Source organism: Streptomyces sp. NPDC058758 (assembly GCF_042746075.1).
Classification (GTDB): domain Bacteria; phylum Actinomycetota; class Actinomycetes; order Streptomycetales; family Streptomycetaceae; genus Streptomyces.
Genome location: NZ_JBHYPS010000044.1, coordinates 19,677 through 44,366 on the forward strand (window position 1 = coordinate 19,677; position 24,690 = coordinate 44,366).

Annotated in this window: 21 protein-coding genes; 11 read left to right on the forward strand and 10 right to left on the reverse strand. The window is 74.2% G+C overall.

The window, feature by feature from the left end; translation table 11 throughout:
- The first annotated feature begins 139 nt into the window (after nt 1–139).
- Together ACFW6A_RS33675 and ACFW6A_RS33680 are read left to right on the forward strand one after the other, a co-directional pair.
- Nucleotides 140–2,362 carry an FG-GAP repeat domain-containing protein gene (locus tag ACFW6A_RS33675; protein ID WP_386645348.1) on the forward strand — a complete coding sequence of 741 codons (2,223 nt, stop codon included), beginning with the start codon at nt 140–142 and terminating at the stop codon, nt 2,360–2,362.
- A gap of 139 nt (nt 2,363–2,501) precedes the next feature.
- Nucleotides 2,502–4,766 carry an FG-GAP repeat domain-containing protein gene (locus tag ACFW6A_RS33680; RefSeq protein ID WP_386645351.1) on the forward strand — a complete coding sequence of 755 codons (2,265 nt, stop codon included), beginning with the start codon at nt 2,502–2,504 and terminating at the stop codon, nt 4,764–4,766.
- Between the two features lie 3 nt (nt 4,767–4,769).
- Here ACFW6A_RS33680 and ACFW6A_RS33685 read toward each other — a convergent pair whose 3' ends face one another.
- Nucleotides 4,770–5,186, reverse strand: coding sequence for an ATP-binding protein (locus ACFW6A_RS33685; RefSeq protein WP_386645354.1), 417 nt, complete (start codon nt 5,184–5,186; stop codon nt 4,770–4,772).
- Nucleotides 5,187–5,277: 91 nt separating this feature from the next.
- Here ACFW6A_RS33685 and ACFW6A_RS33690 point away from each other — a divergent pair, with 91 nt between their 5' ends.
- From ACFW6A_RS33690 to ACFW6A_RS33700, 3 genes are all read left to right on the forward strand, one after another.
- Nucleotides 5,278–6,141: a Scr1 family TA system antitoxin-like transcriptional regulator gene (locus ACFW6A_RS33690; protein WP_386645356.1), complete on the forward strand. Its 864-nt coding sequence runs from the start codon at nt 5,278–5,280 to the stop codon at nt 6,139–6,141.
- Nucleotides 6,138–6,383, forward strand: coding sequence for a DUF397 domain-containing protein (locus ACFW6A_RS33695; protein ID WP_386645359.1), 246 nt, complete (start codon nt 6,138–6,140; stop codon nt 6,381–6,383). The genes ACFW6A_RS33690 and ACFW6A_RS33695 overlap by 4 nt, the downstream gene beginning before the upstream one ends.
- 190 nt (nt 6,384–6,573) lie before the next feature.
- Nucleotides 6,574–8,565, forward strand: a complete 1,992-nt coding sequence (locus ACFW6A_RS33700; RefSeq protein WP_386645362.1) for a protein kinase — start codon at nt 6,574–6,576, stop codon at nt 8,563–8,565.
- Nucleotides 8,566–8,583: 18 nt separating this feature from the next.
- On the opposite strand, the gene ACFW6A_RS33705 is transcribed toward ACFW6A_RS33700, so the two are convergent.
- Together ACFW6A_RS33705 and ACFW6A_RS33710 are read right to left on the reverse strand one after the other, a co-directional pair.
- A complete protein-coding gene (locus tag ACFW6A_RS33705) occupies nt 8,584–8,991 on the reverse strand; it encodes an OB-fold domain-containing protein (RefSeq protein ID WP_351852348.1) in 408 nt (135 codons plus the stop codon).
- Nucleotides 8,988–9,440, reverse strand: a complete 453-nt coding sequence (locus ACFW6A_RS33710; RefSeq protein WP_386482214.1) for a DoxX family membrane protein — start codon at nt 9,438–9,440, stop codon at nt 8,988–8,990. The genes ACFW6A_RS33705 and ACFW6A_RS33710 overlap by 4 nt, the downstream gene beginning before the upstream one ends.
- A 163-nt stretch (nt 9,441–9,603) precedes the next feature.
- Between ACFW6A_RS33710 and ACFW6A_RS33715 the strand changes: the two genes are divergently transcribed.
- From ACFW6A_RS33715 to ACFW6A_RS33730, 4 genes are all read left to right on the forward strand, one after another.
- Complete coding sequence (locus ACFW6A_RS33715; protein WP_386645365.1) at nt 9,604–10,776, forward strand: flavin-containing monooxygenase; 1,173 nt, start codon at nt 9,604–9,606, stop codon at nt 10,774–10,776.
- 164 nt (nt 10,777–10,940) lie between these two features.
- Complete coding sequence (locus ACFW6A_RS33720; RefSeq protein ID WP_351852341.1) at nt 10,941–13,163, forward strand: acetate--CoA ligase family protein; 2,223 nt, start codon at nt 10,941–10,943, stop codon at nt 13,161–13,163.
- Between the two features lie 17 nt (nt 13,164–13,180).
- Nucleotides 13,181–14,011, forward strand: a complete 831-nt coding sequence (locus ACFW6A_RS33725) for an enoyl-CoA hydratase-related protein (RefSeq protein WP_351852338.1) — start codon at nt 13,181–13,183, stop codon at nt 14,009–14,011.
- A gap of 81 nt (nt 14,012–14,092) precedes the next feature.
- Nucleotides 14,093–14,695: a flavin reductase family protein gene (locus ACFW6A_RS33730; RefSeq protein WP_351852335.1), complete on the forward strand. Its 603-nt coding sequence runs from the start codon at nt 14,093–14,095 to the stop codon at nt 14,693–14,695.
- Here ACFW6A_RS33730 and ACFW6A_RS33735 read toward each other — a convergent pair.
- Nucleotides 14,685–15,980, reverse strand: coding sequence for an MFS transporter (locus tag ACFW6A_RS33735; RefSeq protein WP_351852333.1), 1,296 nt, complete (start codon nt 15,978–15,980; stop codon nt 14,685–14,687). The two genes, ACFW6A_RS33730 and ACFW6A_RS33735, sit on opposite strands and share 11 nt — an antisense overlap.
- A 182-nt stretch (nt 15,981–16,162) precedes the next feature.
- Complete coding sequence (locus ACFW6A_RS33740; RefSeq protein ID WP_351852368.1) at nt 16,163–17,383, reverse strand: MFS transporter; 1,221 nt, start codon at nt 17,381–17,383, stop codon at nt 16,163–16,165.
- Nucleotides 17,384–17,509: 126 nt separating this feature from the next.
- Between ACFW6A_RS33740 and ACFW6A_RS33745 the strand changes: the two genes are divergently transcribed.
- Complete coding sequence (locus ACFW6A_RS33745; protein WP_351852330.1) at nt 17,510–18,484, forward strand: helix-turn-helix domain-containing protein; 975 nt, start codon at nt 17,510–17,512, stop codon at nt 18,482–18,484.
- Here ACFW6A_RS33745 and ACFW6A_RS33750 read toward each other — a convergent pair.
- From ACFW6A_RS33750 to ACFW6A_RS33760, 3 genes are read right to left on the reverse strand one after another with little or no spacing between them, the layout of a single operon-like run.
- A complete protein-coding gene (locus ACFW6A_RS33750) occupies nt 18,445–19,692 on the reverse strand; it encodes an MFS transporter (RefSeq protein ID WP_386645369.1) in 1,248 nt (415 codons plus the stop codon). The two genes, ACFW6A_RS33745 and ACFW6A_RS33750, sit on opposite strands and share 40 nt — an antisense overlap.
- A 45-nt stretch (nt 19,693–19,737) precedes the next feature.
- Nucleotides 19,738–20,787, reverse strand: coding sequence for a Zn-dependent alcohol dehydrogenase (locus ACFW6A_RS33755; protein WP_351852325.1), 1,050 nt, complete (start codon nt 20,785–20,787; stop codon nt 19,738–19,740).
- A gap of 31 nt (nt 20,788–20,818) precedes the next feature.
- On the reverse strand, nt 20,819–21,733 hold the full coding sequence (locus ACFW6A_RS33760; RefSeq protein WP_386645372.1) for an SDR family oxidoreductase: 915 nt from the start codon (nt 21,731–21,733) through the stop codon (nt 20,819–20,821).
- A gap of 85 nt (nt 21,734–21,818) precedes the next feature.
- Here ACFW6A_RS33760 and ACFW6A_RS33765 point away from each other — a divergent pair, with 85 nt between their 5' ends.
- Nucleotides 21,819–22,745 (forward strand): cyclase family protein, encoded by a 927-nt coding sequence (locus ACFW6A_RS33765; protein ID WP_386645375.1) that lies wholly within the window; start codon nt 21,819–21,821, stop codon nt 22,743–22,745.
- Nucleotides 22,746–23,036: 291 nt separating this feature from the next.
- Here ACFW6A_RS33765 and ACFW6A_RS33770 read toward each other — a convergent pair whose 3' ends face one another.
- Nucleotides 23,037–23,480 carry an ATP-binding protein gene (locus tag ACFW6A_RS33770; RefSeq protein ID WP_351852318.1) on the reverse strand — a complete coding sequence of 148 codons (444 nt, stop codon included), beginning with the start codon at nt 23,478–23,480 and terminating at the stop codon, nt 23,037–23,039.
- A 338-nt stretch (nt 23,481–23,818) separates the two neighbouring features.
- Nucleotides 23,819–24,688: an acyl-CoA dehydrogenase family protein gene (locus tag ACFW6A_RS33775; protein WP_351852316.1), complete on the reverse strand. Its 870-nt coding sequence runs from the start codon at nt 24,686–24,688 to the stop codon at nt 23,819–23,821.
- Between the last annotated feature and the right edge of the window lie 2 nt (nt 24,689–24,690).

Sequence of the window (24,690 nt, forward strand, 5' to 3'; positions counted from 1 at the left end):
TTTTAATTCCCGGCCCCCCCCTTTTTTAAACCCCCACCTTTTGGTGGGCTGGCTTTTTTTTTTATATTATACTCGCTGGTTTTTATGGGGGGGGGGGCGTGTCGCGCCACGCCCGCACTCCTGGGGAGGAACGTTTCCCTTGACCCGCACCATCCGCACCCGTACCGGCACCGGCCGCCCCCTGGCCGCCGCCGTGGCCCTCGTCGTCGCCGTGACCGGTGGCGCCGTCTCCGCCACGCCCGCCCTCGCGGCCACCCCCGCCGCCACCGGTGCCCCGACCGCCGGGACCCAGGAGCGGGAGCCGGTCTCCCTGCCCACCGGCAACACGCTGCGCGGCGGCGGCCCCAGCGGCTTCCTGTCCTCCGACGCACAGCTGGAGCGCTTCTCCTGGACGCGCTACGCGGACGGCGTCACCGTCGAGCTGCCCGCGGGCCGGTACCGGGGCGCCGTCGGCAGCGACGTCGTCGTGAAGGAGAACGGGCCGAACTCCTTCGAGCTGTACGACATGGCGACGGGCGCCGATCCCGTCCCGCTCGACACCGCGTTCCTCGGCTCCTCGACGAGGCTGCTCAGGTCCGCCGGGAAGATCCTCGTCATGCAGGCGCTGGACGCCTCGGGCAACGCCTCCCTGCACCTGCTCTCCGTCCAGGACGGCAAGGCCGTCGACCGCGTGGTGGCAGGGCTGCCCTCCGACGCCAGGTTCGTGACCTACGACCTGAACGAGCCCGGCGTCTTCGCGCTGGCGTACACCGGCACGGTGGGCGGGGCGGCCGGGAAGTGGCTCGCTTCCGTCGACCTGGCCACCGGCACGATCACGGACCGGCGCGCCCTCCCCGCCGTCGCCGCCGACGTCGCCGCCTCGGCCACCCACCTGGCCTGGTCGGAGCGGAGCGCCGACGGGCAGCTGACCGTGGTGTCGGCCCGCCACGGCGAGACCGGCACGGTCCGGACGCCGATCGGCGCCGGCGACTGGGTCCGGGTCGACCTGATGGGCGACTGGGTCACCTACACCCGGACGGGCGGCGCGGAGGCGACCGAACCGAACCCCCTCTTCCCGCTCAAGGCCCGCCCGCTCGCGGGCGGCACCCCGATCACGGTCATGGAGAGCACCGAGGTCCTGTACGGATCCGAGCAGGTCCAGGGCGGCACGGCCGCACACGGCGAGGGCGTCTACCGGATCGCCCCCGGCGCAGACGGCAAGCCGGTCGCCACGCTCCGCGCGAGCAACGGTCGGGCCACCGTTCTGGACCTGACCGGCCAGCAGGTCCCCGCCGTCCTCGACTTCCGCAAGGAAGTCCCGTGGCCGACCATGACCTGGTACCTCAACCGGGGCAACGCGCTGGTGCAGGTCGACCTCATCCACAAGGCGACCGGCAAGCGGTGGACGTCCGGCCCGTCCTACGCTTACGGGGACGTGCCCCGCTACACCACGTCCTGGGACGGCGCCTTCGACGACTACACGGCCGCCCGCAACGGCGCCTACACCTGGAAGCTGACCGCCAAGCCCCGCAACGGCGTCGGCCCCGACCTGGTGCGCACCGGCACCCTCACCGTCGACAGCGGGACCGCCCCGCACGACTACTCGGACAGCGGCGCCCCGGACCTGCTGGTCCGCAACGACTCGGGCCGGCTCCTGTCGTACGACTTCCGGCAGATCCTCACCCAGTACCTCGTCCAGCCCGAGCGGACGGACCGGGGCACGGGCTGGAACGTCTACGACCGTCTCGTCGCCACCGGCGACGTCGCCGGCTCGCGCTTCGCCGACGTCGTCGGCCGCGACCGCACCGGAGTCCTCTGGTTCTACCAGGGCACCGGCGCGGGCCTCGCCCGCCGCGTCCAGGTCGGCGGCGGCTGGCAGACGTACGACAAGCTCACCGCCGGCAGCGATCTGACCGGCGACGGCCGCGCCGACCTCGTCGCCACCGACAGGTCCGGCGTCCTGTGGCTGTACACCTCCACCGGCAGCGCCACCAGGCCCTTCGCCCCTCGCAAGAGGATCGGCGGCGGCTGGCAGACGTACGACAAGCTCACCGCGACCGGGAACATCGCCGGCGGCCGGGGCGGCGACCTCGTCGCCCGCGACCGCGACGGAGTCCTGTGGCTCTACCTCGGCAAGGGCGACGGCACCTTCACCGCCCGCACCCGCGTCGGCGGCGGCTGGCAGCAGTACGACGAGATCATCGGCATCGGCGACGCCGACCGCGACGGCCGCCCCGACCTGCTCGTCGAAGGGGAGACGATGTACGGGGCCCAGTTCCTCTCCTTCTACAAGGGCACCGGCGACGCCCGCGCCCCCTTCTCCGCCCGCAAGAAGCTGTGGACCCTCGAGGAGCTCAACAACGACAGAGGGCTGGTCTTCTGAGCAGCGGGAAAGCCCCCGTGTCCCCCGGGCCCGGCGGACACGGGCCTTCGTTCCCGGACGGCACATCAGCTCGCCGGAGAGCGACGAACACCTCCACCGCCCCGCACTTTCCACCCCCACCCCCGAGAGGCACGACTCCGTGACCCGTCCCAGACGCACCACCCCGCGCCGCCTCGCCGCGGTCGCCGCCGTCGTCCTGATGGCCACCGCCGGACCGGCCGTGCTGCCGGCCGGCGCCGCCACCGGGACCGGCTCCCCGGCCGCCGCCGCGCCCGCGGCGACGGCGGACGCCACGGCGCCCGCCCTCAAGCCGGGCGACCGGGTCCTGGGCCTGGGGCGGACCGGGTTCCTGAGCCGGGACGCGGACGACTACACCCTCATCCGCTGGACCCGCCTGGCCGACGGGGCGGTGACCACCGTCCCGTCCACATCACGCACCTACCTCTCCCGCGACTCGGACGTCGTGGTCCTCCAGAACCGTGACACCACCTCCCTGAGGGACATGGCCACGGGAACGGACCTCTACTCGGTGCCGGTGAACTGGGACCGGTACGCGGGAGCCGTCGGCTCCCACCTCTTCTTCGGGGCCGACCTCGCGGGCCACGGCCCCCTGGACGTCTACTCCCCCGGCCCGGACGGGCCGGTGCGCCGGACGGTGACCGGGCTGCCCGAGGACGCGTCCGAGCTGTTCGCGGTGGCGGGCGCCGCCGGCGAGGCGCTGGTGAGCTACCTCACCGGCGAGAGCACGACAGCGGTCGCCCGCCACTGGGCGGTCGTGGACCTCGCCTCCGCCACCGTCACCTCCTCCCGCCGGGTCCCGGCCACGGGCCCGATCGGGGAGTACGCCTACGCCCTCTCCTCCGGATACGTCGCCTGGACCGAGTACGACTTGGCCTCGGGTACGAACGTCGTCGTGCTCGACCGCTCCACCCAGAAGGTCCAGCGCTTCCCTATGCCCACATCGGGGAGGCTGCTCATCGGCCTGACCGGGGACTGGGTCACCTACTCCCGGCCCGGAGGGCTTCTGAAGGAAGAAGCGGACCCGCTCATTCCGCTGACCGCCCGCAGTCTCACCGGCACCACCACGCGCAAACTCCTCGACCACACGGTGTCCGGTTTCGGTACGGTCGGCGGCGCGCACGGCTTCGTCGGTGGCACCGTGGCCGGCGGCGAGGGCCTCTACCGGGTCGCGCCCGGCACGGACGGCGTCCCGGTCGCCTCCCGGATCGCCGCGACGGGCGAGCCGACGCAGGTCACACTGCTCCGCCAGGACGTCCCCACGACGGTGGACCTCGACCGCACCGGCGGCAAGCTCTCCATGGCCTGGGAGCTCAGCCGGACCAACGTCACCATGTGGGTCACCCTCCGCAACACCCGCACGGGCGAGTCGATCACCGAGTACGTCGAGCAGCCGGCGCGGGACGAGAATGCGCAGCCGACGCGGTTCGACTGGAACGGCACGCTCAACTGGCAGGGAACCCCCAACCTCTGGACCTCCGCCTCGCCCGGCCCGTACACCTGGGAGATCAGCGCGATCCCGCTCAACCGCGTCGGTCCCACGCTGAAGGCGTCCGGCTCCCTCACGGTCACCCGCAAGACCGGTGCGCACGACTACGACAGCGACGGCTCCCCGGACGTCCTGGCCCGCGACGAATCCGGCAACCTGTGGCTCCAGGACGTCCACTACCAAGAGGAGTGGCGAGAGACCCACCAGAACCCGGAGTCGCTCGTCGGCGGCGGCTGGCAGACGTACGACCGGATCGAGGCCACGGGCAACATCGCGGGTGCCGCCGCCCCCGAGATCGTCGCCCGCGACCGGAGCGGGGTGCTCTGGCTGTACCAGGGCACCGGCAGCGGCAAGGCCCCGTTCACCACCCGCACCCGGATCGGCGGCGGCTGGCAGGCGTACACCCACCTGACGGGCGGCAGCGACCTCACCGGCGACGGCCGCCCCGACCTCGTCGCCACCGACGGGTCCGGCCGCCTCTGGCTGTACCGGAGCACGGGCTCCGCGTCCGCGCCCTTCGCCGCCCGCCGGATGATCGGAAGCGGCGGCTGGCAGACGTACGACCGGATCACCGCGACCGGCCACCTCGCCGGTGGCGCCGCCGGCGACCTCGTCGCCCGGGACCGCTCCGGCGTCCTCTGGCTCTACCTCGGCAAGGGCGACGGCACCTTCGCCGCCCGCACCCGCATCGGCGGCGGCTGGCAGCGCTACGACGACCTGATCGGCTCCGGCGACGTGGACCGGGACGGCAAGCCCGACCTGTACGCGCCCGACGTCAACGACGGCATCCCGACGCCGTTCGTCTACCGGGGCACGGGCGCGTGGCAGGCGCCGTTCCGCCCCGGAGAGGGAGTGAGCCTCATCCAGGACAGCCGTTGGTTCAACCTCTTCGCCTGACTCCTACCGACGCGGGACGGTCGCCCAGACCGTCTTGCCGACCGTGCGGTCCTTGACGCCCCAGGCCGTCGCGAGGGCGGTTACGAGCAGGAGCCCGTAGCCGCCCTCGTCGGGCTGCCGGGACGGTAACGGCCGGCGCTCGCCCCGCGCGTCCGAGAGCTCGATCCGCACGTGCTCCCCGTCCCGCTCCATCCGCAGCTCGAAGTCCCGCCCCGGCACCCGCCCGTGCCGCACCGCGTTGTTCGCCAGTTCGGCCACCACCAGCTCCGCCGCCTCCGCCGCGGGCCCCGCCACCCCCCAGTCGCCCAGCTGGTGCGCCGCCAGCAGACGGGCCAGGCGCGCGCCCCGGGGCGTGGGGGTCAGACGGAGCGTGAACTCCGGCGCGTACTCACTTGTAGGGGTGGTGTTTTCCGGCTTCATGACTCCGAGGGTGGCGCCCGGGACCTACGCTGAACAGCAGCGACGCCACGACGCTGGGTAACTGTACGGGTACGCCAAGAGGGCGGTACGGATGTCGGGGAAACACGAGGAGCGGCCGGAGAAGCCCTCCGAAGTGGACGGTACGGCGCACTTGTTCAAGGCGCTGGGAAAAATCATCAAGGTGCTGCGGACCAACGCGGGCCTGAGCCAGGCGCAGCTCGCCTCGATCACGCATTGCAGCGAGGACCTCGTCTCCGCGATCGAAAGGGGCGTACGGACCCCGCAGCCGGAGTTCCTGTCGCGGGCGGACGACGCGCTGGGCGGCACGGGCGTCCTGATGGCGGCGATCGAGGACACGGAGAAGGCGATCTCACGGGCGCGGACGCGGCACCCGGACTGGTTCCAGAGCTTCGCGAAGGAGGAGGCGCGGGCGCTGGCCGCGCACTATTACGAAGTGCAGGCGGTGCCGGGCATCCTCCAGACGCCTGCGTATGCACGGTCGCTGTTCGAGCATCGCCGTCCCATGCTGGACGAGGAAGCAATCGAGAAGCTGATCGCCGACCGCATCTCACGGCAAGCACTCTTCGAGCGCTGGCCGGCACCCACGCTCACCTTCGTACTGGAGGCGGCAGTCCTGCTCCGCCCCTTCGGCGGAAGAGAGACCCATCGAGAGCAGTTGCGGCGCATCCTGGAGGTCGGCCAGCGCCGGACCGTAGAGCTTCAGGTTCTGATGCTCGACAGGGACGACCACCCCTACCTGGGCGGTGCTTTCACTCTCCTGACGCCCCCTGGGCGGAGGGAGGTGGCGTACACCGAGATCTATGGGCACGCACGGCTCATCACCGACCCGGAAGAGGTTCGCCAGCACTCCGAGCGTTATGGAATCCTGCGCTCACAGGCGCTCTCCAAACGGGAGTCCCTGACCTGGATCGAGAAACTGCTGGGAGAACGATGAGCACCGCGGATCTTGCCTGGTTCAAGAGCAGCTACAGCGACGCCTCCGGCGGCAACTGCATCGAGGTCGCCTACGACTGGCAGAAGTCCAGCCACAGCGGCGGCGAAGGCGGCAACTGCGTAGAGGTCGCCGCCCATCCCACCCTCATCCACGTCCGTGACTCCAAGGTCCCCCACGGCCCCCAGCTCGCCGTCGCTCCGGCGGCCTGGGCCATCTTCGTGGGGGGCGCCGCGCAGGCGTAGGGCCGGCGTTTCTTCGCAGAGCCTCCCTGGGTGTCGGCCAGGGAGGCTCTTCGTCGTACGGGGGGCCTTCATACCCCTTCACCGAAACTTCAACGACGGCACGGTAACGAGACCTTGACGGACGTTCAGATGCTGATCGCACTGGGCTACCCTGTGGCCCATGCAGGGGGAATTGGAAAACGACTCTAGTTTGGCCGGGAGCGGAGCGATACCGCTCGCCGCGGACGACCCGCGCCGCATCGGCGCGTTCCGCCTGCTCGGAGTGCTGGGCTCCGGCGGGATGGGCCGCGTCTACCTGGGCGCGGTCCCGGGGACGTACGCGGCCGTGAAGAGGGTGCTGCCCTCGCTCGCGGAGGACAAGGACTTCCTCAGCCACTTCGGGCACGAGCTGGACAACCTGGCGCGGCTGCCCGGCGGGGCGAGCACGAAGCTGCTGGCGAGCGACCGGCTGGCGAAGCCGCCGTGGTTCGCGACGGAGTTCGTCCCGGGCGTGACGCTCAACGACGCGCTGCGGCTCAACGGCGGGCCGCTGCCGGTGGACGCGCTGTGGCGGCTGCTGCGGGAGGCGGCGGCGGGGCTGCGGACGGTGCACGCGGCGGAGATGGTGCACCGGGACCTCAAGCCGTCGAACGTGATGCTCACCGGGGACGGGCTCTCGCTCATCGACTTCGGGGTGGCGCGCGCGGCCGACCAGAGCCGGCTGACCAAGACGGGGATGATCATCGGGACGCCCGCGTACATGGCGCCCGAGCAGGCCGTCGCGGACAAGGTGCTGACGGGGGCGGCGGACGTCTTCGCCCTCGGCAGCCTCGTCCTGTACGCGGCCAACGGGCGGCCGCCGTTCGGGGACGGCTCCGGGCACGACCTGCTGTACCGGGTGGTGCACGGCGAGCCGGACTTCGGGCGGCTCCCGGAGGTCGACCCGGACCTCGCCGACCTGGTCCGCACGTGCCTCGCGAAGGAGCCCGCGGACCGGCCGACGGCCACCGAGCTGGTCGGGCACGCGGACGCGCGCGCGGCGGGCGTGGCGTGGCCGGAGGCGGTCGCCGCGCGGATCGCCGCGCGGACCGCCTTCGCGGCCGGGGCGCCGACCGCGGAGGCGCTGGCCGAGCTGGAGGCCGCCGATCCGTCGGAGGACGTGGCCACGGCGCCGCTGACCCCGCAGGCCCCGGTGACGGACCCCGCGTACGTGCTGGCGGGGAAGCGGGCGGGGGGACCGGAGCGGAAGCGGCGCAACCGGCTCGTCATGCTGGCCGTGCCCGTCGTCATCACCACGGGCACGACGCTGACGCTGACGCTGGGGCCGTACGAGATCGGCAGGGCGGGCGCGGACGGGCGGCCCTCCGCCTCGCCCACGGCCGTGCTCCCGCCGACGGGGGCGGGGCCGTCCTCGGCCGTTCCCGGCGGGAAGCCGTCCGCGTCCGCGAAGCCCTCCGGTTCCGCGTCCGCGTCCGCGCCGGCCTCGGCGTCCGCGACCTCCGTGCCGCCCGGGAGCCCGCCGCCGGGAGCCCCGCAGCCGCCCGCCGACGGCGGCGGTGGCGGAGCCGTCAGCGGCGGCGGGGGTTCGTCCACGTCCGGCGGGGGCGGCACGTCGACCTCCGGGGGGTCCTCGGGCGGCTCGTCCGGCGGTTCCTCGGGAGGGTCCTCCACGACGTCGGGAGGCACCTCGGGAGGGTCGGGCTCCGGCGGCACCACCACCCGGCCGACGACCACCGCGCCCCGCCCGGCCACGACCGCGCCCAAGCCTCCGCCGACCTCCGGCGGGGGCGGCTCGGGGCCGTCGGGGACGTACGCCCTGGAGAACGGGACCACCGGCAACTGCCTGACGGAGTACAAGCAGCCGTACGGGGTGGTCACGGTCAACTCGATGGAGTGCGGCTCCGACCCGGGCGCCGGGAACTACTCCTGGACGTACCGGGCCAACGCCGACGGCTCCTTCCGGCTGGTCAGCAAGAGGTCGGGGCAGTGCCTCCAGCCCGGCGGCGGCGTCGCCGTCACGGTCGCCGCGTGCAACGGCGCGAGCTCCCAGTCCTGGAAGGTCGCGTCCTCCACGTCGGCCGGCAGGCAGTTCAAGAACGCGGGCAACGGCCAGTGCCTGACGGCCAACCCGGGCGCCGTGATGTCCTACGCGTGCAGCAGCGGCTACGCGGCCCAGTTCTGGCGCGACATCGGCGCGCTGTGACCCCGGTTCCCGCGCCGCCTACGCGTCCGGTGGCGGCGCGGTGAACACCGGGACCGTCACGCCGTCGGCGCCCGTCCGGAAGGTGACCTCCAGCGGCATGTCCACGCGGAGGTCGCCCTCCGGGACGTCCACGACCTCCGTCATCATGCGCGGGCCCTCCGCGAGGTCGACGACGGCCGCCACGTACGGCACCCGGTCGCCGAAGGGCGGCAGGTCGTTGCGGTGGACGACGGACCAGGTGTGGAGCGTGGCGCGGCCGCTCGCCGTCTCCCAGTCGACGTCCTCGCTCCAGCAGTGGGGGCAGAACTCGCGCGGGTAGTGGTGGGGGCGGGCGCAGGCCCGGCAGCGGCGGAGCAGCAGGCGGCCCCGGGCGGCGGCGTCCCAGTAGGGGCGGGTGAAGGCGTCGACGTCGGGGGTGGCGGTCACGGGAAGAGTCCGATCGCGGAGTCGAGGGACCAGGTCTGCCAGGACATGGCGAGGAGGGCGACCAGGGAGATCAGCGCCATCATCGCGTTCTGCCCCTGCTCGGCCCAGTCGTGGATCATCAGGACGAGGTAGAGGAGGTTGAGGAGGAGGCCGGCGGCGAGGGCGACCGGGGTGAGGAAGCCGGTGACCAGGCCGAGGCCGAGGGCGAGTTCGGCGTAGACGACGACGTGGGCCATGAGCCGGGGGCGGGGGGCGACGACCGCGTCGAAGCCCTTCTTCACCTGCGGCCACCGGTGCTTGCCGGCGACCTCGGCGGCCCAGGCGATGCCGGTGCCGCGCTCGAACCAGCCCTTCTTGTCCTTGTGGCGCCAGCTCTCCAGCCACCACAGGCCGAGGCCGATGCGGAGGACGGCGAGCCATTCGGCGCCGGTGAGCCAGACGGTCTGCATGCGTGGTCCTCCTCGATGGACCTCGGGTCCGCGATCTGACGGTACGTCAGTTCAGCGCAGCGCCCCCGCCCTCCGCAAGGGGTCGGAGGGCGTGACCGTTTCGCAACCGAAATCCCTCTTGACCGAGACCCACTGCGTGTACACGTCATTACGCTCAGCGGTCATGGTCACCACCACCCCCCAAGAGCCGGTGTACGTCATCGGCGCCGGCCCCGGCGGGCTCGCGGTCGCCGCCACCCTGCGCGCCCGGGGCGTCCGCGCCGTCGTCCTGGAGAAGTCCGGGGCCGTCGGCACCTCCTGGCGCGGCCACTACGACCGGCTGCGACTGCACACCACCCGGCGCCTCTCCGGCCTGCCCGGGCTGCGGATCCCCCGCGCGTACGGCCGCTGGGTCGCCCGCGCCGACGTGGTCCGCTACCTGGAGGCGTACGCCGAGAAGCACGAGCTGGACGTCGTCACCGGCGTCGAGGTGCACCGGATCGAGCGCGCGCGGGACGGCTCCGGGGGCTGGGTGCTGCACGCGACCGGCGGGCGGCGGCTGACCGGCCGGGCCGTGGTCGTCGCCACCGGCTTCAACCACACCCCCCGGGTGCCGGACTGGCCGGGCCTCGACACGTACGAGGGGGACCTCGTCCACGCGCGGGAGTACCGGAACCCGGAGCCGTACGCGGGCCGGGACGTGCTCGTCGTCGGCGTCGGCAACACCGGCGCCGAGATCGCCGCCGACCTCGCCGGGGGCGGCGCCGCGCGGGTCAGGATCGCCGTCAGGACCGTCCCGCACATCGTCCGCCGCACCACGGCCGGCTGGCCCGCGCAGCGCACCGGCATCCTGATCCGGCGCCTCCCGGCCGCCCTGGTGGACCTCCTCGGCACCGGCATGAACCGGCTCGCCGTCCCCGACCTCTCCGACCGCGGGCTGCCCCGCCCCGACACCGGCCTCGCCACGCGCGCGCGTGCCGGGGCCATCCCGGTGCAGGACGTCGGCCTCGTCGACGCCGTCCGCTCCGGGAAGGTCGAGGTCGTCGCGGCCGTCGAGGCCCTGGAGGGCCGCGAGGTGGTGCTCGCCGACGGCACCCGGATCGCGCCGGACGCGGTGATCGCCGCCACCGGCTACCGCCGCGCCCTCGAACCCCTCGTCGGCCACCTCGACGTCCTCGACGCCCACGGCCGGCCCCGCGTCAGCGGCCCCCGCTGCTCCCGCCAGGCCCCCGGCCTCTACTTCACCGGCTTCGTCAACCCGATCAGCGGCATGCTGCGCGAGCTGTCCCGGGACGCGCACCGGATCGCCCGCCGGATCGCCCGCACCAAGCCCGGGCGGGAACAGAAGCGGAAGTAGGGATCATTCCGGACAGCGGCCCGCGCAGGCCCCGCCCCTCCCGGCGGGGCCTTCGCGCTTCCTCCGGCCCGCCCCATTCCTGACTGAGCGTCAGTTCTGTAATCTGACTGGGCGTCAGGTCACTTGTCCGGGACGCGTCCTGCACGGAAGGGCGGAGCGGAACGATGCTTGGATCGACTCACGGCACCTTCACCACCGGTCTGCGCGCCCGCGTGGACGCCTGCGGGGAGTCCCCCCGCACCGCCGTCCACGGGCACGCCGCCGCGCCCGGCGACCGGGACGTCAGCGGACGGGCGCTGTACGCCGAGGTCCCCGACCTCGACCGCTTCTTCCGTCCCCGGTCCGTCGCCGTCGTCGGCGCCTCCGACACCGAGGGACGGCCCAACACCGGCATCACCCGGCAGCTGCTCGCCTGGGCCGGGCGGGTCGGCGCGGAGCTCGTACCCGTCCACCCGACCCGCACCGCCGTCTTCGGCCTGCCCTGCGTGCGGTCCGTCAGGGACCTGGCCGAGCCCGTGGACCTCGCCGTCCTCCTGGTCGCCGACCCGCTGCCCGTCGTCGAGGAGCTGGGCGAGGCCAAGGTGCGCTTCGCCGTCGCCTTCGCCTCCGGCTTCGCCGAGACCGGCGCCACCGGGGCCGCCGCGCAGGAACGGCTCGCCGAGGCCGTGCGCCGCACCGGCATCCGCCTCCTCGGACCCAACACCAACCTCAACGCCTTCGAGCACTTCCGCGACGACCTCGAAGGCCCCGCCGTCGCCCTCATCACCCAGTCCGGGCACCAGGGCCGGCCCGTCTTCACCCTCCAGGAGCTGGGCGTCCGGCTCTCCCACTGGGCGCCGACCGGGAACGAGGCCGACCTGGAGACCGCCGACTTCGTCTCCTACTTCGCCTCCCTCCCGGAGGTCGGCGCCATCGCCGCGTACGTGGAGGGGCTCAAGGACGGCCGGTCCTTCCTGCTCGCCGCCGACCGCGCCGCCCGCGAGGGCGTGCCCGTCGTCGCGGTGAAGGTCGGCCGCACCGAGACCGGGGCCCGCACCGCCGCCTCCCACACCGGGAAGCTGACCGGCGCGGACCGGGTCGTGGACGCGGCCATGCGGCAGTTCGGCGTCATCCGCGTCGACGGCCTCGACCAGCTCCAGGACACCGCGACCCTGCTCGCCCGCGCCCGCAAGCCGGTCGCGGACGGCGTCGTCGTCTACTCGATCTCCGGCGGCACCGGCGCCCACTTCGCCGACCTCGCGACCGCCGCCGGGCTCACCCTGCCCACGCTCCCGCAGGCCCGGCAGGACGAGCTGCACCAGTGGATCCCGGAGTACCTGAACGTCGCCAACCCCGTCGACAACGGCGGCCACCCGGTCGGCGACTGGCGCGGCCGGAAGATCATCGACGCGATCCTCGCCGACCCCTCCGTCGGCGTCCTCGTCTGTCCCATCACCGGCCCGTTCCCGCCCATGAGCGACAGGCTCGCCCAGGACCTGGTGGACGCGGCCGAGGCCACCGACAAGCTGGTGTGCGTCGTCTGGGGCTCCCCCGTCGGCACCGAGGACGCCTACCGCACCACCCTCCTCGGCTCCTCCCGCGTCGCCACCTTCCGCACCTTCGCCAACTGCATCGGCGCCGTGAAGGCCTACCTCGACCACCACCGCTTCACCGCCGGCTACCGCTCCCCCTTCGACGAGGCCCCCCGCACCCCCTCCCCGTCCTTCCGCAAGGCCCAGGCCCTGATGCGGCCCGGGCAGCGGCTCAGCGAGCACGCCGCCAAGCAGCTGCTGCGCGCGTACGGCATCCGCGTCCCGCGCGAGCAGCTGGTGACGAGCGCGGCGGCGGCCGTCCGGGCGGCCGGGCTCGTCGGCTACCCGGTGGTGATGAAGGCGTCCGGCGGGCAGCTCGCCCACAAGACCGAGCTGGGCCTGGTCAAGGTCGGCCTGACCTCGGCCAGCCAGGTCCGCGACGCGTACCGCGACCTCACCGACATCGCCCGCTACGAGCAGATCGACCTCGACGGGATCCTCGTCTGCCAGATGGTCGGCAAGGGCGTCGAGATGGTCGTCGGCGTGACCCGCGACGAGCTGTTCGGCCCCACCGTCACCGTCGGCCTCGGCGGCGTCCTGGTGGAGGTCCTGAACGACACCGCCGTACGCGTCCCGCCCTTCGGCGAACGCGAGGCCCGCTCGATGCTGGACGAACTCCGCGGCCGGGCCCTCCTCGACGGCGTGCGCGGCGCGCCGCCGGCGGACGTCGACGCGCTCGTCGAGGTCGTGCTCCGCGTCCAGCGGATGGCCCTCGAACTCGACGGCGACCTCTCCGAACTCGACATCAACCCGCTGATGGTGCTGCCGCGCGGCCAGGGCGCGGTGGCCCTGGACGCGCTGGCGGTCTGCCGATAGCCGACAGGAGTCCTGCCGTGTCCGACGCACCCGAGCCGCCCGACGTGCCCGAGCCGACCGAGCCGCCCGACGTCCTCCACTCCGTCGAGAACGGCGTCTCCTGGATCACGCTCAACCGCCCCCACGCGATGAACGCGGTCACCTGGGACCAGCGGGAGCGGATCATCGCCCTGCTGGCGGACGCATCCGCCGATCCGTCCGTACGGGCCGTGGTCCTCACCGCCACCGGGCGCGGCTTCTGCGCGGGCGCGGACCTGCGGGGCTCCCCCCGGGTGGGGGACAAGGTCGCCGGGGACGTGGCCCGCATGATCCGGCAGGGCGCCCAGCGGTTCATCGCCGCCGTCATGGACTGCGAGAAGCCGGTGATCGCGGCGGTGAACGGCACGGCGGCCGGCATCGGCGCGCACCTGGCCTTCGCCTGCGACCTCGTCGTCGCCGCCGAGTCCGCCCGCTTCGTCGAGGTCTTCGCCCGCCGCGGGCTGGTCCCCGACGGCGGCGGCGCGTACCTGCTGCCGAGGCTGGTCGGCCCCCGGCGCGCGAAGGAGCTGATGTTCTTCGGCGACGCGCTCCCGGCGGCGGAGGCGCGGTCGATGGGCCTGGTGAACCGGGTGGTCCCGCCCGACGAGCTGGCGAAGACGGCCCGGGAATGGGCCGAGCGCCTCGCCCAGGGCCCCACCCGGGCCCTGGCCCTGACGAAACAGCTGGTCAACGCCTCGCTGGACACCGACCGCGCCACCGCCTTCGCGGCGGAGGCCACGGCCCAGGAACTGAACATGACCACCCGCGACGCCCAGGAGGGCGTGACGAGCTTCCTGGAACGGAGGGAGCCGCGCTACGAGGGCCGATGACGGTTCGGCGGCCGTGATCGTCCGCGAAGGAGGGCGTCGCGGCCATTCCCATCTGACGCATCGTCAGTTTCAATGCTGGACATGATGGGACACGCGGGGATGGCGGCCACCGCCGTCCGACACCTGAGAGCGGCCGGGGCGCCCACGGCCGTCGAACCCCTCCCCCGGCCCGCGCTGCGGGCCGTGCGCGAGGACGAGCGGGCGCCGGTGGACCCGGCGGAGTTCCGCCGCGTACTGGGCCACTTCGCGAGCGGCGTCACCCTCGTCACCACGGTGGACGGGGCCGGCCCGGCCGGCTTCGCCTGCCAGTCCTTCGCCTCCCTCTCCCTCGATCCGCCCCTGGTGGCCTTCATGGTCGCCCGCACCTCCACGACCTGGCCCCGCATCGCCGCCGCCGGCACCTTCTGCGTCAACGTCCTGGGCGCCGAACAGGGCCCCCTCTGCCGGGCCTTCGCGGTCAGCGGCGCCGACAAGTTCGCGGGCGTGGAGTGGTCCCCCGCCCCCGTCACCGGCGCGCCCCGCCTCGCCGGCGTCCCCGCCTGGATCGACTGCACGATCACCACCGTCCACACCGGCGGCGACCACCTCATCGTGGTGGGGAGGGCGGAGGCACTGGGCGCCGTGGAGGAGGGCGGCGAGCCGCTGTTGTTCCACCGGGGGCGGTTCGGGGGGTTCACGCCGTGAGCGGCAGCCCCCGGCCCTTCCCGGGGCGGCGGATGACGAGGGCCATCAGGGCGGCGGCGGCGCAGAGGGCGCCGGAGGCGTACCAGACGGGGTCGTAGGAGCCGAAGACGTCGCGGGCGGCACCGCCGGCGAAGGCGACGGCGGCGGCGCCGACCTGGTGGGAGGCGAGGACCCAGCCGAAGACGATGGCGGAGTCCTCACCGTAGTGCTCGCGGCACAGGGCGATCGTGGGCGGGACGGTCGCCACCCAGTCCAGGCCGTAGAAGACGATGAAGAACAGCATCGGCGGGTGGACGGAGGGGGCGAGCAGCATCGGGAGGAAGAGGAGCGAGACGCCGCGCAGGGCGTAGTAGACGGCGAGGAGGCGACGGGCCTCGAAGCGGTCGGTGAACCAGCCGGAGGCGATCGTGCCGACGACGTCGAAGACGCCGATGACGGCGAGGAGCCCCGCGGCGGCCGTGACCGGCATGCCGTGGTCGTGGGCGGCGGGCACGAAGTGCGTCTTGACCAGGCCGTTCGTGGAGGCGCCGCAGATCGCGAAGGTGCCGGCGAGGAGCCAGAAGGGGCCGGTGCGGGCCGCCTTGGACAGGACGGTGACCGCGCGGCGGGCCGCGCCCGTGACGGGGGCGGGCTTCTCGGCGTACTCCCCGCCGTACGGGGCGAGGCCGACGTCCGCCGGGTGGTCGCGGAGCAGCAGCCAGACGAAGGGGACGACGGCGAGCGCGGAGAGCGCGACGGTCACCGCCGCCGGGCGCCAGCCGTGGTGCTCGACCAGCCAGGAGAGGAGGGGGAGGAAGACGAGCTGGCCGGATGCGCCCGCGGCGGTCAGGATGCCGGTGACGAGGCCGCGCCGGGCGGTGAACCAGCGGTTGGTGACGGTCGCGGCGAAGGCGAGCGCCATGGAGCCGCTGCCGAGGCCGACGAGGACGCCCCAGAAGAGGACGAGCTGCCAGGCCGCCGTCATCCAGACGGTGAGCACGGAGCCGAGCGCGATGACCGTCAGGGCCGCCGCCACGACCCGGCGGATGCCGAAGCGGTCCATCAGGGCGGCGGCGAAGGGCGCCGTGAGGCCGTAGAGGGCGAGGTTCACGGAGACCGCGAAGCCGATCGTGCCGCGCGACCAGTCGAACTCCTCGTGGAGCGGTTCGATGAGCAGGCCCGGCAGGGAGGCGAAGGCGGCCGCGCCGATGATCGTGACGAAGGTGACCGCGGCGACGGACCAGGCGCGGTGGAAGCGCGGGGTGCGGGTGGGGGCGGAGGAGCTGCGTTCCGTTGTCTGGGCCATGCCGTCGAGGATCCCGTCCGGCTCCCCTCCCCCGCCATTGGCCCGACTGCCACGTTTCCAACGGATCGGGCCACCCGGCCCGGCCGCCCCGCGCGGCGGTGGCGCCGCCTGTCGCCCGCCCCGCCGCGCCGCGCCGCCGTCCGTTACGCCGCGCCGCCCTCACCGTGACGCCGCCCGTCCCGCTACGCCGCCCGCGGCAGGTTCCTGATCGGCCGGACCGCCAGCAGCGCCGCCACCACGAGGACCGCGATGCCCGCCCCCGCGAGCAGCACCGCCTCCGCGCCCACCAGGCCCGCGACCGGGCCGGACAGCGCGCGCCCGACGCCCATCATCAGCAGGGATCCGGCCACGTCGTAGGCGTGCATGCGGTTCAGGGCCTCCTGCGGGACGTGCGTCTGGACGGCCGTGGACCACATGACGAGCCAGTACGCGAAGGCCGTGCCCGCCACGAACTGCCCGGCCGCCAGCACGGGGACGGGCGCGCCGAGGCCGAGGAGCGCCAGGTTCACCGGCAGGCCGAGGAGGGCGACGGCGCCGGAGGCCAGCGGGCGGCGGGGCCGGATCCGGAGGGCGAGGAGGCCGCCGAGGGCGCTGCCCGCTCCGTTGACGGCCATCAGCGTGCCGTACACGGCCGCGCCGTGCGCGCCGGTGACCAGGCTCGCGGTGAGCGGCACCATCGGCCCGGCGACGGTCAGGCCGTAGACGGTCCAGATGGCGATGACCCCCCACAGCCAGCTCCGCGCGCGGAACTCCCGCCACCCGAGGGCCAGCTCGGAGGCGAACGAGCCGCGTTCCCGTCCGCCGGGGGGCGCGGGCGGGATCCGCATCAGCAGGAAGCAGACGGCGCTGACGGCGAAGGTGGCGGCGTTGGCGGCGAAGGCCGCGCCCGCGTTCCAGAGGGCGACGAGGAGGCCCGCGAGCGCCGGACCCGCCATCGTCATCAGCGCCTCCACCACCCGCAGGACGGCGTTGGCGCGCTGCACGTCGGGGGCGATGCGCGGGATGGTCGAGGCGACGCCCGGCTGGAAGAGCGCGGCGCCGACGCCGGCGACGACGGAGAGCGCGTAGACCGCCCACAGCGGCGGGCTGCCGACCGCGAAGGCGACGGCGAGCAGCGCGGCGCCGGGCAGCCGCAGCAGATCGGCGGTGATCATCATGCGGCGGGCGGTGAAGCGGTCGGCGAGGACGCCGCCGAAGAGGACGAAGGCGGCGAAGGCGGCGGTCCACAGGCCGAGGGCGTAGCCGACGGAGGAGCCGGGCCGGCCGGCGCCGAGGAGCCCCGCGGCGAAGGCGACGGGAACCATCCCCTCGCCCAGGACGGCGGCGGCGCGCGCGGTGAAGAAGAGCCGGAAGTTACGGTTCCAGAGGGCGGGAGGCGCGGGCGGCGCGGGGGGCGCGGGGATCCGCGCGCCGGCCCCGGACCTGTCCGTGGTGTCCTTGTAGGTGTTGTCCGTCACGGACAGCCAGTGGTACCACCGAGTGGTCTGGACCACCAGCCCTTTTCGCTCCGTCGCGACGGGAGGAACACCGTGCCGCACCGCGTCGTCGTCCTCGCCCTCCCCGGGCTGCTCCCCTTCGAACTGGGCATCCCGCACCGGATCTTCGGCCGCGCCCGGGACTCCCGGGGGCGCCCGCTGTACGAGATCGTGACGTGCGCGGTGGCCGCGGGGCCGGTGCCGACCGACGCCGACTTCGCCGTGCACGTGGAGCACGGCCCGGAGGCGCTGGCGACGGCGGACACGGTCGTGGTCCCCGCCTCGTACGAGCTGGGGCCGGTCTACGAGGAGGGCAGGCTCCCCGACGAACTGGCCGCCGCCCTCGCGCACATCCGGCCGGGCACCCGGCTCGTCGCGATCTGCACGGGCGGGTACGTCCTCGCCGCCGCCGGCCACCTCGACGGCCGCCCGGCCACCACCCACTGGGCGTCGGCCGACCACTTCCAGCGGCTCTTCCCGCGCGTCCGGGTCGACGCCGACGTCCTCTTCGTCGACGACGGCGACGTGCTCACCTCGGCGGGCGTCGCCGCCGGACTCGACCTCTGCCTGCACATCGTGCGCCGCGACCACGGCGCGGCGGTCGCCAACGACGTGGCCCGCCGCACGGTCGTCCCGCCGCACCGGGACGGCGGCCAGGCGCAGTACATCGCCCGTCCCGTCCCGGACGCCTCCGCCCGCGCCACGACCGCCGCCCGCGCTTGGGCGCTCGCCCACCTGCACGAGCCGATCCAGCTGCGGGACCTCGCCGAGCGGGAGGCGATGAGCGTGCGGACCTTCACCCGCCGCTTCCGCGACGAGGTCGGCGTCAGCCCCGGCCAGTGGCTCACCCAGCAGCGCGTCGAGCGGGCCCGTCACCTCCTGGAGACCAGCGACCTGCCCGTCGACCGCGTCGCCCGGGACTCCGGCTTCGGCACCGCCCAGTCGCTGCGCGTCCACCTGATGACCGCGATCGGCGTCACCCCGACCGCCTACCGGCGCACCTTCCGCCCGGGCCTTCCCCCGGCGTGACCTCCGTCCCCGCCCTCCTCCCCCGGCCGTGACGCCCCGCCCTCCCGGTTCCGTGCGAGGCGCCGTTCGCCGAGCGCGGCGGCGGTGACGAGCAGCAGGGTCAGGGCGACGCCGCACAGGATCGCCGTCGAGGGGGCGACGAACCGCAGCAGCCCGCCCGCCAGGGTGCCGCTCGCGGCGTAGCCGGCGCCGACGGCCGCGTACATCATCGAGTACCCGGCGGCCAGCGCCGACGGCGGCAGCGCCTGCCGCAGCGCCAGGTTGCGGGTGAGCATGGCGGGCGCCTGGAGCAGGCCGGCCAGGGCGAGGGCGGCGCCGAGGGCGAGGGGCCCCGGCAGCAGCGCCACCAGCGCCACCCCGGCGGTCACCCCGAGGACGAGCAGGAGCGACTGCGCCGGGAGCGGTCCGGGCCAGGAGGAGCGGAGCCCGTACAGGAAGGATCCGGCGACCGAGCCGAGCGAGAAGCCGGCGAGCAGCGGGCCCGCCCAGCCGATGCCGATCCCGCGCTGTTCGAGGAGGGCGGGCAGGATCAGCTCGGCGAGCGCGAGGAGGGTGAGGGACGCGGCCCCGAGCACGTACACCGGCCAGGCCGCGAGCAGCGCCCGCCGGGCCGCGCCGTCCTTCTCCTGCCGCTCTGCCGCCCATCCGGCGGGCAGCAGCCACAGTCCGGCGAGTCCGAGCGCCATGAGCGCGCCCTGGAGGAGGAGCGGCGCGCCGGGGCCCGCGCCGAGCGCGAGCCCGGTGGTGAGCGCGGGGGCGGCCGCCCAGATCCCGAAGGTCAGCATGGACTCCAGGCTCAGCGCCTGGGTGACGGCCCGCTCGGGCACCATGGCGGTGAGCAGCGCCCGCAGCCCGGCCGAGACGGCGACGGGCCCGGCCCCCGCCAGGACCGCCAGCGCCCCCAGGACCACGGGGTGGGCGCCCTGCGCGAGGCCGAGGCCGGTGAACCCGGCGGCTCCCACGCCCAGTCCGGCGGCCATCTGCGGCCGCGCCCGCTCGGCCCGCATCCGCAGTCCGAGGACCGGCGCGGCGACGATCTCCCCGATCACGTACGCGGCGGCGAGCACCGCCCCGAGGGTGTACCCGCCCGGCCGCTCCCGCACCAGGAAGACCAGCGCCAGCGGCGCCATGGCGACCGGCAGCCGGGCGGCGGTGGTGACGGCGCACCAGGTAAGGACGGGGCGGGTGAGGAGTTCGCGGTACGCCATGCGGGTGACCGTACTGGCGGACCGCGCCCGAGGACGATCCGGTTTCTAGAAGACCAGCACGCCCCGGGCCACCTTCCCCGCCTCGGCGTCCTGCCGGGCCCGGTCGAACTCCTCCACCGGGTAGGAGGCGGTGACGAGTTCGTCGAGGAGGAGGGCGCCGGTGCGGTACAGCTCGGCGTAGAGCGGGATGTCCTTCTGCGGGCGGGAGGAGCCGTACCGGCAGCCGAGGACGGACTTGTCGAGGAACATCGCGGCGGGCGGGAAGCTGGCCTCCGCCGTGGGCGCGGTCATCCCGAGGAGGACGGCCTGCCCGTGCCGGTCGAGGAGGTCGATCGCGGCCCGCACGAGCCCGGTGTGGCCGACGCACTCGAAGACGTGGTCGGCGCCGGTGGGCAGCACGTCCCGCACGCCGTCCGCGGAGGGCAGGAAGTGGGTGGCGCCGAAGAGGCGGGCCGTCTCCTCCTTGGCCGGGTTGGTGTCCACGGCGACGATGGTGAGCGCGCCGGCGATCCGGGCGCCCTGGAGGACGTTGAGGCCGATGCCGCCGGTGCCGATGACGACGACGGTGTCGCCGCGCGCCACCTTCGCCCGGTTCAGCACGGCCCCGACGCCGGTGAGCACGCCGCAGCCGAGGAGGGCGGCGGAGGGGAACGGCACGTCCTCGGGGATCCTCACGGCCTGCACGGCCTTCACGACGGTCCGCTCGGCGAAGGAGGAGTTGGAGGCGAACTGGAAGAGCGGCCGGCCCTGCCGCGAGAACGGCCGCCCGGGCATCCCGATGGCCTTGCGGCACATGGTGGGCCGGCCGGCGTCACAGTCGGCGCAGGCGCCGCAGTTCGCGAGCGTGGAGAGCGCCACGTGGTCGCCGGCGGCGACGTGCGTGACGCCCTCCCCCACGGCCTCCACGACCCCGGCGCCCTCGTGCCCGAGCACGACGGGCGGCGGGAACGGGATGGTCCCGTCGATGACGGACAGGTCGCTGTGGCAGAGCCCCGCGGCCCGGATCCCGACCAGCACCTCCCCGGGACCGGGGTCCCGCACCTCCAGATCCCCGACGACCTCGACGCTCTTCCCGTCGAACACCACACCCCGCACGACGACCCCTCCCTCTCCTCGGAAACCCGCGTCACCTGTTCGGGCGGTCGCCCGCCGCGGCCGCGCGGGCCATCTCCTCCAGCCGCGCCAGCATCGGCATCGGGTCCGTCCCCACCGTCCCCGGCAGGAAGTCCGCGATGCGCTCCGGCGTCCACACGCCGCCCTCCGCGTATCCGGCCCGCAGCTCGCGCGGCTGTGCCCAGACGGCGATCTTGGGGCCGGCGATCGTGTAGACCTGCCCGGTGACGGCGTCGGCGCGGGCCCGGTCGCTGAGCAGGTAGACGACGAGCGCGGCGACGTCCTCCGGCTCGCCGATCTCCTTGAGCTCCATGGGCACGTTGGCGGACATCCGGGTCCGGGCGACGGGCGCGACGGCGTTCGCGGTGACCCCGTACTTGTGCAGGCCGAGGGCCGCGCTGCGCACGAGCGAGATGATCCCGCCCTTGGCCGCAGAGTAGTTGGCCTGCGCGACGGAGCCCTGGTGGTTGCCGCTGGTGAAACCGATCAGCGCCCCGGAGCCCTGCTTGCGCATCACCGCCGAGGCGGCGCGGAAGACGGTGAAGGTGCCCTTGAGGTGGGTGGCGACCACCGGGTCCCACTCCTCCTCGGTCATGTTGAAGAGCATCCGCTCGCGCAGGATGCCCGCCACGCACACGACCCCGTCGATCCGCCCGTACGAGGCCAGCGCCACGTCGACGAGGCGCTGGCCGCCCGCCATGGTGGAGATGTCGTCGGCGACGGCCACGGCGGTGCCGCCGGCCGCCTCGATCTCCTTCACGACCTCGGCGGCGATCTCCGAGGTCGGTTCGCCGCCCTCGACGGAGACGCCGTAGTCGTTGACGACGACCTTCGCCCCCTCGGCGGCGCACGCGAGGGCGACGGCGCGGCCGATGCCGCGTCCCGCCCCGGTCACGGCGACGACCTTGCCCGCCAAGAAGTTCCCCATCTCCGGCCCCTTCCCGCAGTTTCTGACGGTCCGTTAGATTCTATGGGCCGTCAGATGCCGGAAAACAAGACCCCGGAGGCCCCCGATGTCCCTCCCCGCCGCATTCCACGAGATCGCCGAGCGCGTGAACAACTGGGGCCGCTGGGGCTCGGACGACGAGATCGGCACGCTCAACCTGATCTCCGGCGAGGCGGTCCGCGAGGCGGCCGCCACCGTCCGCACCGGCCGCCGCGTCCCGCTCGCCGTGGACCTGCGGCAGGACGGCGTGCAGACCGGCATGATCCCGGGCCGGGTCAACCCGCTGCACGTGATGGTCCAGGTGAACCAGGAGCTGTTCGGCCCCGGCACGGTCGCCACCAGCGACGACGCCGTAACCCTGGGCCTCCAGGCCGGCACCCACTGGGACGCCCTCACGCACGCCTCGCACTCGGGCCGCATCTACAACGGCCGCCCCGCCGACAGCGTCACCCCGCACGGCCGCGCCGCCTTCAGCGGCATCCACACGGCCCGGCACGTGGTGGGCCGGGGGGTGCTGCTCGACGTGGCGGCGGCGAAGGGCGTGGACCGGCTGCCCGGCGACCACGCGGTGACCCCGGAGGACCTGGACGAGGCGGCGGAGTTCGGGCGGGTGACGGTCCGGGCCGGCGACGTCGTCCTCGTGCGGACCGGGCAGATCCGGCTGTACCTGGCCGGGGACCGGCACGGGTACGCGTTCCCCTCGCCGGGGTTGTCGATCCGCACCCCGGAGTGGTTCCACGCGCGGGACGTCGCGGCCGTCGCCAACGACACCCTCACCTTCGAGATCTTCCCGCCGGAGATCGAGGACCTGTGGCTGGGCGTGCACGCGCTCGACCTGGTCGAGATGGGGATGCTCCAGGGCCAGAACTGGAATCTGGAGGAGTTGTCCACAGCCTGTGCACAAGAAGGGCGTTACGCCTTCCTGCTCTCCGCGATGCCGGAACCCTTCGTCGGCGGCACGGGCACGCCGGTGGCACCGGTCGCGGTCTTCTGACGCCCGGCCTCCGGGTCCGGGCCGCCGAACGCGGGCCGCCGGGACCGGGCGTACGGCTTCCGGCTACCGGCTACCGGCCTCCGGCTACTGGCTACCGACCGCCGACTACCGGGCCGGGCGTACGGCCTCCGGGCCTGCGGCTTTCGCGGGTGGCGGCGCGCCCGCGCGCGCCCCGAGCACGGCGCGGACCGCCGCCACCCGGCCGCGACCCGCACCTGCCGAGGGCGCACGGCCCTCGGCTCCCCTCGCCGCGAATCGCTCACCCCAGGGTGGGCAAAACGGAACGAAGCGTCAACAGTGCACCCGTCCGGGTGAGCCGACGCCCTCCCCCGACACCGCCGCCGCGGGCGTGCGGTCGACCTCGCACCAGATGCTCTTCCCCGCCCCTTCGGGCTGCCAGCCCCACCGGTCGGCGAGGCCGTCGACCAGTTCCAGGCCGCGCCCGTTGGTGTCCTCGCCGGCCGCGTGCCGGGGCCGGGGCGGCCGGTCGCTGCTGTCGGCGACCTCCACCCGCACCCCGCCCTCGGCCGCGAAGAGCATCCGCAGCACGGCCGGGCACCCGGTGTGCACCACCGCGTTGGTCACGAGCTCGGAGATGAGCAGCACCAGCGTCTCCGCCAGCGGCTCGTCGTCCCCTATCCCGGATCCGGCCAGCCGTTTCCGGGCCCACCTGCGCGCACGCCCCACCTCCGCCGGGTCCGGCCCGACCTCCAACTGAACCTGAAGCACCTGCACCGTTCACACCATCCGAACCGGCGGACACACCTTTACGGAACGTGATTCCCTTGTGGGACAGCATGGTTGACGTACAGTCACCGCAACAAGCGCTTCGGGCATATTCCAGCGCGAAGGAGTACGCATGGTCCATACTGTGCGACGCACGCGGCGGGGAGTCGAACGCGGGGCGCGACCCGGCCTCACAAGCACTCGCATCCCACGGAGAGTACCGGAGCGGAACGCCGACTCCGGCCCGTGACGACCCCCCGAAGGACACAACCCGGTATCGACGTTCCGCCCGGCGGCACCGGGATTCGAACACGCTCCGTCACCAGTTCGGGCCCGTGGCCCCCGGCTCAGAGCGCGGCGGCCACCTCCTCCGCGGCCCGCCCCGCCGGCAGCACCAGCGCGGCCCGCACCCACGCCCGCTTCAGGTGCAGGTGGACGTCCGCCTCCCAGGTGAAGCCCATCCCGCCGTGCACCTGGAGGCAGTCCCGCGCGTTCGCCACGGCCGCCTCGTCCGCGAGCAGCTTCGCCCCGGCGATCTCGACGGCGTCGCCGGTGACGGCGGCGGCCCACACGGCGGCCCGCGCCAGCTCGGCCCGCACCAGCATCCCCGCGCAGAGGTGCTTCACCGCCTGGAACCCCCCGATCGCCTGCCCGAACTGCTCCCGCTGCCGGGCGTACGCCACGGCGGCGTCGGTGCACCAGGCGGCGGTGCCGAGCTGCTCGGCGGCGGTGAGCAGCACCGTCACGGGCTCGGCCGGGCCCCCGGCGCCGGGCACCCGGTGCAGGGGCGTGAGGGGGTCGACCGACCGCACGGGTACGGCTCCGGCCGCGTCGCCGCGCACCGCGTCGGCGGCGTCCCGCCAGGGGACGAGCCCCTCGGGCGAGACCTCCGTGACGACCGCCGTCCCCTCCGCGGCGCCCGGCACGGCGCCCGCGGCGACGTGCGTGGCCACCAGCGGCCCCGGCAGCAGCGCCCGTCCCGCCTCCTCGAAGACCAGCACCGCCTCCGGCAGGCCGAGCCCGATCCCGCCCTCCGCCTCCGGGAGGCGCAGCGCGAAGAACCCGGCCTCGCCCAGCTCCTTCCACAGCCCCCGGTCCAGGACCCCGCCGTCCCCGTCGACGGCGGCCCGCAGCGCCTCCCGTCCGAAGCGGCCGGCGAGCAGGTCCCGCACCCCCCGCCTCAGGTCCCGCTGCTCCTCGCTCAACCGGAAGTCCACGC